Here is a 2,454-nt window from a genome sequence, read left to right on the forward strand (position 1 = left end):
GAGTAATTTTTTGCCCCAATTATTGCTAGAAATACGCTCCTTTTTCAGCATCAAGAGCTGAAAACAAGGTACTTTTTCCAGACCTAAAAATGCTTTTACCTTGATCTGTCAATGCTTTTATATTTAATCAGCAGATCCCTAATTATAGGGGCGTTTGGCATCGGATGATGCCCCTTCCTTCTAATTAATCTCAATCACAATTACTGCCATAAGTTTGTAGACCAATACTACTACCTCGTTTTTGTCTTTCCTAGATATAGTAGTTGAAGCAAAGGGTGTGAACATCTATAAATGCTCAAACGAGTGTCAGGGATTACTTTTAAAAAATAACGCCGAAAAAGATATCAGTTTTAAAAGCACACAAAAATACAAACTATTGAAAATATAAACTTTCGTCTAACTTACTACTACCCGGTTAAGTAACTCGTAAAGAAAAGAGTTAATAAAACCTAGTGCTACAGCACCAATTAGGGCACTCCAAAATCCCCAACGTAAGCGAAATCCACTGACAAACCAAGCAGCTAAACCAAAGATAGCCATATTTAGAAGTAGAGTAAAAATAAAACTCGAAAGAACAATCTTAATAGGCAAAGCTATAGCAATTAAAACCGGACGAACAAGAGCATTTAACAACCCAAAAACTGCCGAAGAAGTTAACGCGATTTTAAAATCATCAATTTCTACTCCTGTGGGCAACTTAGAAATAATAAACAAACTAACAGCAGTAACAAACCAAAGAATCAAAAGTTCTACAATACTCATTTTTTTTCTCCTTAATTAACTAGCTATAGCAATCCTAAATAGGTCGCGGGTCATCAAAAAGTAGATAAAAAACTTCAAACTCCCACCTGTTAACTGTTTCCAGTTAAGTGTTCCCTAAAAGCAGTAAGGTTTTTACACACAAATAAAATAGGACTGCTATATTAGCTTTTAGCGTTCAGCTAGCCTTCTGCGGAGGAACTACCTTAATAGCTTTTAGGAACTATGGTTAAAATCCTCTTTGCTAACTTTAAAAAAAATAATTTTGCTGACTACTGACTGCTGAACGCTGACCGCTTCTTTAAAAGAAATCTAAACATTAAATCGGAAGAGCATAACATCCCCCTCCTTAACAAGATAATCCTTACCCTCACTCCTCAACAAACCCTTTTCCTTAGCAGCAGTCATTGAACCACTAGCTACTAAATCCTCATAAGCAATTGTTTCTGCTCGGATAAAACCTCGTTCAAAATCAGTATGAATCACCCCCGCAGCTTGAGGAGCTAACATTCCAGCCTTAATAGTCCAAGCCTTAGTTTCTTTCTCTCCAGTAGTAAAATAAGTACGTAATCCCAATAATTCATAAGTTGCTTTAATCAGAGATTTTAAACCACCTTCTTCTACTCCCAAAGATTCTAAATAATCAGCTCTTTCTTCATCTGGTAACTCAATTAATTCTGATTCTACCTGAGCTGAAATTATCACAACTTGAGCATTTTCCACAGCAGCAATATTGCGGACTTTTTCAACCCAATCATTCCCACTAGCCAAGTCATCTTCTGAAACATTAGCAGCATAAATTATGGGCTTAGAAGTTAACAAATTTAAAGGCTTAATTAGAAAAGATTCGTCTTCATTTAAACCTGCCATTCTCACCGACTTACCCTCATTTAAAACAGCCTCTAATTTTGTTAAAAGCTCCAATTCTGTCTGAGCATCCTTACTGGTACGAGCTTGTTTTTTCGTCCGTTCAATTCGGCGTTCAACCTGAGTCAAATCAGATAACGCCAACTCTAAATTAATTACCTCAATATCCCGTACCGGATCGACCGAACCAGAAACATGAATAATATCCTCACTATCAAAACAACGAACTACTTGAACAATAGCATCAACCTCTCGAATATTAGACAGAAATTGATTACCCAATCCCTCTCCCTTACTAGCACCTTTAACCAAACCAGCAATATCAACAAACTCAATTCTAGTAGGAATAGTTTGAATAGAATTAGATATTTTAGTCAGCACATTTAACCGCTGATCTGGCACTGCCACCACTCCAACATTGGGTTCAATTGTGCAGAATGGAAAGTTAGCAGCTTCTGCCTTAGCATTAGCAACTAAAGCATTAAATAAGGTAGATTTTCCTACGTTGGGTAGTCCGACAATTCCAGCTCTGAGCATAAATTTAAGTCAAAAATTAAAAGTCACAATTTGAATAAATGATATTCCTAAATATCTCAGGATATTGCTTAATAAATCCATTTAATACTCAGGAGGTTAGCTATGAAAATTATTATTTTTTAAGAAATGTGAATAATTGTTCACTAGACTCATAGAATATGATTATATCTTAATTATTATTAATAATCAAAATTTTATCCCTCTCGTGGCCTAATAGTTATTTCCCAAAATAATGAAGTCTAAAGCCACCCATCTTAAATCGGGGCTGTTTCATTCTTGCGAAAAAAAAAG

The 2,454-nt window shown here is 35.5% G+C and carries 2 protein-coding genes; both read right to left on the reverse strand.

The features are described from left to right. Positions 1-396 precede the first annotated feature (396 nt). Positions 397-762, reverse strand: a complete 366-nt coding sequence (locus tag AFK68_RS01780) for a phage holin family protein (protein ID WP_094671157.1) — start codon at positions 760-762, stop codon at positions 397-399. A gap of 309 nt (positions 763-1,071) precedes the next feature. Further along, positions 1,072-2,163, reverse strand: coding sequence for a redox-regulated ATPase YchF (ychF, locus tag AFK68_RS01785; protein WP_094671159.1), 1,092 nt, complete (start codon positions 2,161-2,163; stop codon positions 1,072-1,074). Positions 2,164-2,454 lie beyond the last annotated feature (291 nt).

The sequence above is a fragment of the Hydrocoleum sp. CS-953 genome, assembly GCF_002260545.1.
Taxonomy (GTDB): Bacteria; Cyanobacteriota; Cyanobacteriia; order Cyanobacteriales; family Microcoleaceae; genus Trichodesmium.